Origin of the sequence: Porphyromonas gulae DSM 15663 (assembly GCF_000378065.1) — a bacterium.
Taxonomy (GTDB): domain Bacteria; phylum Bacteroidota; class Bacteroidia; order Bacteroidales; family Porphyromonadaceae; genus Porphyromonas; species Porphyromonas gulae.
This window is the reverse complement of the sequence record NZ_KB899150.1, coordinates 1-7,526: the sequence shown is the minus strand read 5'-3', so window position 1 is coordinate 7,526 and position 7,526 is coordinate 1. Positions and strand designations below refer to the sequence as shown.

Sequence of the window (7,526 nt, the reverse complement as noted above, 5' to 3'; positions counted from 1 at the left end):
CTTGTTTTGCCCGAATCGGTAGAGAAGTCAGAGTTGTCATTAGGGGTAAGTGTATTAGCAGACAAGGGCTACTGTAGCAAAAAGAATTCGGAGTACTTGGCTCGTCGGGGCTTGGTTGATGGCATCATGCTCAAGTCTAGTCGGAGGCAAGTCCTTAGCGAGAGTCAGAAGTTATTCAATCGTATGATAAGTAAGACAAGGTGCTTCATAGAACGCACCTTTGGCAGTATTCGTCGGTGGTTCTTGGGCGGACGATGTCGCTACCGAGGGTTAGCCAAGACACATACACAGAATATCCTTGAAGCTATGGCCTACAATCTCAAGCGTATGCCGGGGCTGCTTGTGCTTCAAGCAGCCAGATAGGCAAAAAAAATCCCCGACCCTGTGGGAAATAACCCACAAGGTCGGGGTAAGGGGGAAGAAGAATACCACCGCGGAGAAACACTGCCTCAATAGGCAAAAATGACTTGAAAGAACATAGTGATATAACCATGGCATTGCGCAATGGACTCTAATGACAATTCTGGGATAATGCCATCTTGAAGGTGATGAGTTTGCAGGTACGAACGATTTTCCCCGGAAGCATATCCTTTGTCCACCAAGACGGCTGTGCCTTGAGGTATGTTTGCGCCCTCCAATAGCGGAATAAACTCCTTCGTGTCAATGCGGTTCGCTGCAGTCGTTATCACCCTTTGAACAATGCCTTGAACATTGGTCAAAAAATGCTTTTTGTATCCGTAGTGATAATGCTTTTGCTTGTACACCCAACGGGCTTCTTCATCCGTCCCTTTACGCTGACGGACAACCTGTTTTTGATAATCCTCCTCTGCCTCTTTTTCCTCCTCGCTCCGATTGTCTTCCCTGTCGTCTGCGACTTCAATCGTAATGCTTCCATTGGGTTTATATGGCGTCTCCACAAGGCTTGCATCGACAAGCACCCTTTCCCTTACCGAAATGTGATGGCGGGAAAGTTGTTTGTTAAACTGCACCAATAGTTTGTCCATCAGGCCCGGTTCGGTCAGTGCCGAACGAAATCGACTGATGGTGCTGTGGTCGGGAGATCCTTCTTCCATCTTCAGCCCCAAGAATCGGGAAAAGGTCATTGAATCATTGATGCGCTCCTCCGGAGCACAATCACTGAGGTTGTACCATGTCTCCGGAAGCAACATCTTGAATAAGAGAATCACGTCATAAGCCGGGTCACCGATGGCATTGTGTCGCTTCCTGTATTTCTTGTTGATCAGCGTCCGAATCGGACGCCAATCAATAAGCCTGTCAATCTGACTGAGGAAGTCGTTTTGTGCTTTGCGATAACGCTTTGAAAAGAGTGCGTCTGCAAATGTTACATGCTCATCGGTGTTCTTAGATTGGTATGCCATGGGAAGAATATTATTCTGTTTTTGATACTCAAATACACAAAAAACTTCCTATTACACAATGAATTAATAAATAAAATGCAGGCCAATTGCCGTGCAAAGGTCTCATTATACCGTCGTAAGGACTTTATTGTATGTCATTAATGGTGCAAGAGCAGAGCTTTTTTATTTTCTTTGTGTAGATATCAATTCAGAATACACGCTAAAAAACGATCGATTATGGACATTATTCTCTCAATTCTTCCCATCGTTCTTCTTATCGTTTTGATGCTCGGACTCAGAATGGCAGGCCACAAGAGTGCTGTCCTGGCTCTCGTCTGTGCAGCTCTGGTAGCCTTGTTCGCTGCTCCGGCGTTGGAATTCGCTCCTGCAGATTTTACCCGTGCCGGTGTCGGTTGGGCTTTTGTGGAAGGAGCCCTCAAAGCTATCTTCCCCATTTTGATTATCATCTTGATGGCTATCTACAGCTACAATGTGCTGCTGGAATCGGGTAGAATCGAGATTATCAAGAAGCAGTTTACCGGTATCAGCCGGGATAAGAGTATCCAAGTCTTATTGCTTGTATGGGGATTCGGTGGGTTGCTCGAAGGAATGGCCGGTTTTGGAACAGCAGTAGCGATACCGGCTGCTATCCTTATCAGTCTGGGATTCAAACCGGGATTCTCCGCATTGGTCAGTCTGATAGCCAATAGCGTGGCTACCGGCTTCGGTGCGGTAGGAGTACCTGTAACCACGCTGGCCAATGAGGTCGCAGCCAACGGTGTGGCGACAGCGGGAGAGATTCAGATCATCAGTGCGCATGTGGTCCTCCAGCTTTCGGTGTTGATGTTCATTATCCCGTATATCATTCTTTTCCTGACGGACAGGAGTGCTAAGAGTCAGCCCAAAAACATTATTCTTGCCTTGCTGGTCGGAGGTGTTTCATTGGCCGTACAGTATGCTTCGGCTCGTTATCTGGGAGCAGAAACGCCGGCCATATTCGGTAGTATTGCAGCCATTATCGTCATTATCGCTTTTGCAAAATTGACTGCCAAGAAAGATGATGAAGCAGCTGCAACTTCTCATGAGAAATATAGCCGCAAACAGATTTTCGAAGCATGGAGTGTCTATCTCTTCATCCTTTTCTTTATTGTGCTGGCCAGTCCGGTAAGTGGTCCCATAAGCGACTTCCTTAAGTCCAATCTGGTATCCAAAATAGCTTTGCCCATCTACCACGAAGGCAAGACGTTCAATTTCGGCTGGCTTAGCAATGCCGGTCTTATGCTCTTCCTCGGAGCCTTTATCGGAGGTTTGGTGCAGGGCGTTTCGGCCCGAAAGTTATTTAGCATTTTGGGAAAGACTGTTGTCGGCCTGAGAAAAAGCGGTGTCACCATTATCAGTCTTGTCGCTATGAGCGCGATCATGACTTATAGCGGCATGATACTGGTTATCGCTACGGCATTGGCCGAGGCTACCGGTACGCTGTACCCTCTATTCGCTCCCCTCATAGGTGCTGTAGGTACATTTGTTACGGGTAGCGATACTTCGTCCAATATCCTGTTCGGTAAGTTGCAGGCAGGAGTAGCCAATCAGATAGGCGTGGATACACAGTGGTTAGCTGCGGCCAATACTGCAGGAGCCACTGGAGGAAAGATTATTTCTCCGCAGAGTATCGCCATTGCTACTGCTTCTTGTAACCAACAGGGCGAGGAAGGCAGCATCCTGCGCTCTGCCATCCCCTATGCTCTCTTCTATGTAGTGGTGGTAGGACTGATGGTTTACTTTCTGGCGTGAGGCTATAATTGTTCGTATAATCGGCGATTTGCAGTGGGTATTTGCATGAGGTCTCTCGATTGGTCTCTTCTTGCCGGCTGCTGATCGTCGATTCCTTTTCTCCGCTTTTCCGCTGATCGGGTAGAACGATGTCTATGACCTCATTTATATTGGTCGTATATCTGCGTGAACGATGCTTGACCGAAGAGATGCATGCTATGGCTTCTGCTTCCTGAGTGGCAATGGTCAGGCTCTCTTTCCCGAAGCGTCGGCGAATGGTATCCACAGAAGTCAGAAAACGCTCCTGCCGTATGCGATCGATTGGGTCGAAAAGATTGAGTTGATAAGCATCCGTGACCAAGTCGGACAAGATTACGCCCGCCTGTTTATAGGGTGTATTCGGCCGATAAATCTCTTGCAGTAGGGTGCGAATCTTCGGGAGTAGCTCTGATGGGTCGGCCGTAGCTACGGGGAGGAGCATTTCATTTTGGGCCGAATAATCGTTCTTCTGATCGAATCGGCTACAACTTATGAAGATGCTCAATCGGCGTGCTCGACTCTTCTCTTCGCGCATCTTCATACAGCAGCTATCGGCGAAGACAACCAAGTGTTTAAGAAGAGAGTCGAAATCTCGGCATGGTTGCCCGAAAGAGCGCGTGGTGCAGATACTTTGGCGGGGTTGAGGCAGTTTCATCTCTATACAGGCTTCGCCTCTAAGTTCCTGCCATGTCCTAACGCCCGGAGTGCCGGCCAAGCGATACACCTGACCTTCTCTCATCGAGGCAAAGTCTGCTGCCGTATTGATGCCATAATAGTATAGCTTGCGTGATAGTCTACGCCCAATTCCCCATACATCGCTTACGTCGAATGCTTGCAGAGCCTTTGCCCTCTTCTCTTCCGAATCTATGGCGCATACACCTCTGTAGCCTGCATACTTCTTGGCGTATTTGTCAGCTACTTTGGACAGGGTCATCGTATTGGCTACACCTATGCTCACCGGTATGCCCGTACATTGGTGGGCCCTATCCGCTATGGTGTGGCATAGGGACATATAATCCTCCACCCCGTTTAGATCCATGAAGCACTCATCTATCGAATAGATAGACATCCGAGGTACAAGCTCCGATACAAGCGACATGATGCGTCGGGACATATCGCCGTAGAGAATGAAATTCGAGCTGAAGAAAGCCACATTGTGCCGACGAATCAAGTCCTGTACCTTGAAAAGAGGTTGTCCCATACCTATCCCCAAAGCTTTGGCTTCATTGCTGCGAGCTATGATACAGCCGTCATTATTGGAGAGGACGACTACCGGCCTGTTTCGGAGCGAGGGGTCGAATACCCTTTCGCAACTGACGAAGAAGTTGTTGCAGTCTAAGAGAGCATACACAACGGGGGGCTGATTATCTTCTTGTTTTATGGATACAGTAGGTTACGATCCCCCAGATAACGAAGTCGTTGTCTGCTGATACATGTATGGTAGGGTAGTCGGGATTGGCCGGTTCGAGGAGGATCTCCTCCGATTTGATGCGAATAGTTTTCAGTGTAAACTCGCCATCCAGAAAGCATACGGCCATATCGCCGTCTCGTGGTGCAAGCGACTTGTCTATGACGAGAATATCGCCATCGAATACATGCGCATCTTCCATCGAATTGCCCTTTACCCTTCCGTAGAACGTGCTGTATGGGTGCGTGATCAGTTCATGGTTCAGGTCTATGGCAATATCCATATAGTCCTGTGCGGGCGAAGGAAAGCCTGCGCGAATACCTTCGTCCGCAAATGGCAGAAGCAGAGAAGATCCGGTATCGGTTTGGAATAAATCAATCATCTATGAGCAAAGATAGCACAGAATATCTTTTCCCTTTTATCACGATACTGACAGCTTTGCACAGAGCTGTTTCCCTACGATTGGAGACGAAGGGAAAAAACTTTTGTGTGTCAGCTTAGAGGAATGAAAAAAACAGGAGACTATTAATTGAAAGAAAGGATCGTAATGAAAAAAGCAGCTAATCAGCTGCTTTCTTATCAGGATTGGGACGGTAGCCCTCCAGCAATTCGTCATTTTCCATCAGGAAAGGCGATGCTGTAGGTTGTCCCCATTCTACATCGTATAGCCTCATCAGGTAATCGTTCAGCTCAGTGCGATTACTGAACCGGATAGCCTGATAGGGTGCTTGAAACGTCAGCTTCTCGACGAAAAGTAGTTGGTCGCCCATCGGGATCAGTACACCCACATGTCCGACGAAGAGATAGCTCTCATCCGGTGTGATCGCCGAGTGCATCATCACGGAAATCAGCGATGCTTTGGCCTTGTCATCTTTGTGGATGAAACGGATACCGTGGCTCTGCCAATAGGCTTTCACGTTTTGCAGATGCTTGTCGATGTCCTTATCGTAAGGTGTCGGTATCGGAGCATAAAGGGTTCGGAATCCTGTCGCTCTATCGGGGAGAAAAGGGTGCGACCGCAGTTGTCGAGCGTTTCCTCGTCAAAGTTCAATATGGTCGAACGTTCATCGATCGGTTGGTCTATGGCGATAAAGTCGTGCAATAGATCGTAAGAGGTGATACGGCAATTGTATCCGAAGAAATTCGGATATTTCTTTTCCCACCGTGCTTCGATGGCCAGTTTGTCATAATGCGGCAGTATGGTATCCAGCACTACGAACCCCCTTTCTACAAGGCTTTGGCCTTCGATGGCTTCGTTGAACTGGTTCACGTTTTGCAGAAAAGAAGCAATGTTTTCCGGGGATATACCGGCGTCGATCATTGCTTTTTCCACTTCTTCCTGCGTCGGCTTGTCCAGCAGGTTCGAATAGGTAATTGTGTGGGTGGGTTGCGTAATTTCCGAGGCGTTGTTTTTTTGCTTGTCGCTTCGGCATCCCGAACTTACTGCCATTACAATCGCTATGGCAGCAGCTACGATACTCGTGCGAAAATATGTGTAGCGCATAATCTTATAAGATAATGTGAGTACTACTTGACGATCTCAATTTCCTTCCGTTGCAATAATTCTTTCAAATTATCATTGGTAAATCCCTTGAAATGAGGTCTATGGGTCAAATTGCAGGCTGCGCCCCCTCTCAAAACCTTTGTATATAAGGGCTAGAAGGCAATTGAACGGATTCAATACAAAATCGGCGATTGAAAAGTCTCTATAGGTCAAATTGCAGGCTGTAATATACTTACAAGGCCGATAAACACTTACCTTGAGGGCATTTCAAAAGCGATAAAGAGCCCTTACAATGAATAAAAAAGTGCCCCTGCTGTCAGTCTCTACAGACAAAGCGTAACGGCATCCGCCATGGTCGCCAACTCTACAAATGCACTCACTGTGGCTATCAATTTCGTACGACAAACAGAATCTCTCTTGACGAACTATGGGAGCGTTATTTGGAACACAAGCAAACAATCTCAGAGCTTGCAGCTTACTACCAAGTCAGTGCATCTACTATTAAACGACGCCTATCAGAAGTGCAGCAAGTTTGGGAACAGCCGCTTCTGGAGCAAGCAGGATTTGTGCATATCGATGCTACGTATTGGGGACGCGGTGCAGGTATTCTCTTAGCGATAGATCACCACACAGCTCGCCCTTTGTATCTTGAGTTCATCCGCAACGAGTGTGCTCAAGACTATAGACGAGCTTTAGAAAGTATCTCCCGACGAGGTTATATTATTCGCGGTGTTGTGGTCGATGGCACCCGTACGCTCTTCTCTCTTTCGCTGAATATCCCTGTGCAGATGTGCCAGTATCATATGCGGCAGATTATTTCTCGCCACTTAACCAAACGCCCAAAGTTTTGGCTTCAAGGGACTTACTGCTACTTATAGACAGCCTATCCAACCAAACATACGAAGGGTTTAACCAAGCCTTTCAAGCATGGAAGAGCAAGTGGCATGACACCATTATGAGACGTTCCTTGCTCAAATCAGGCAAAAGTCGTTACCGACATCGTAAGCTGCGCTCCGCTATACATAGTATTGAGTTTTATCTCCCATACCTCTTCACTTACCAACAATCACAATGCATAGGGATGCCCAATACCAACAACAAAATAGAGGGGACGTTCTCCGCTCTCAAACGCAAGATAAACTGCCATAGTGGTATGTCTGCAGCTAATCGACAGCGGTTGATTTGTGGGTTTTTCTTGGCATGGAAAGCCTCTCTATGCAATGTAAAACAGGAGCCATAGCATTGCTCCTGACTCCTGTTGCGACATTGCATCTCATCCCTTGTGGTCTATTCCTCATCGAGTTGCTCACCGGCAGTGATCGACCATGCTTCGAACAATCTTATAAAGATAGGAAGATAGCCCAACATACACCTAAAACAGTAGCCTGCAATTTGACCCATAGAACCACAACATGAAAATAATAGCCTGCAATTTGACCCATAGACC

At 47.4% G+C, this 7,526-nt stretch carries 4 protein-coding genes and 3 pseudogenes; 3 read left to right on the top strand and 4 right to left on the bottom strand.

Annotated features, from left to right (window positions below; genetic code table 11):
* Positions 1-363, top strand: a 363-nt coding sequence (locus tag F452_RS11265; RefSeq protein WP_155259034.1) for a transposase, incomplete at its 5' end; no start/stop codon positions are given.
* 164 nt (positions 364-527) lie between these two features.
* Here F452_RS11265 and F452_RS0101840 read toward each other — a convergent pair.
* Positions 528-1,379 (bottom strand): annotated as a pseudogene (locus tag F452_RS0101840) (IS5 family transposase); the annotation flags it as partial.
* A 216-nt stretch (positions 1,380-1,595) separates the two neighbouring features.
* On the opposite strand from F452_RS0101840, the gene F452_RS0101835 reads away from it, so the two are divergent.
* Entirely contained in the window at positions 1,596-3,149 is a 1,554-nt protein-coding gene (locus F452_RS0101835; RefSeq protein ID WP_018964562.1) for an L-lactate permease, read from the top strand.
* Here the strand turns inward: F452_RS0101835 and F452_RS10630 are convergent.
* The 3 genes and pseudogenes from F452_RS10630 to F452_RS10625 form a co-directional block, all read right to left on the bottom strand.
* On the bottom strand, positions 3,037-4,518 hold the full coding sequence (locus tag F452_RS10630; RefSeq protein WP_033317113.1) for a Y-family DNA polymerase: 1,482 nt from the start codon (positions 4,516-4,518) through the stop codon (positions 3,037-3,039). The genes F452_RS0101835 and F452_RS10630 overlap by 113 nt on opposite strands.
* Before the next feature lie 13 nt (positions 4,519-4,531).
* Positions 4,532-4,957, bottom strand: coding sequence for a LexA family protein (locus tag F452_RS0101825; protein WP_018964559.1), 426 nt, complete (start codon positions 4,955-4,957; stop codon positions 4,532-4,534).
* Positions 4,958-5,135: 178 nt separating this feature from the next.
* A pseudogene (locus F452_RS10625) lies at positions 5,136-5,896 on the bottom strand (DUF4300 family protein).
* A gap of 479 nt (positions 5,897-6,375) precedes the next feature.
* Between F452_RS10625 and F452_RS13550 the strand changes: the two are divergent.
* Positions 6,376-7,319, top strand: a pseudogene (locus tag F452_RS13550) (IS256 family transposase, variant Zn-binding type).
* Positions 7,320-7,526 lie beyond the last annotated feature (207 nt).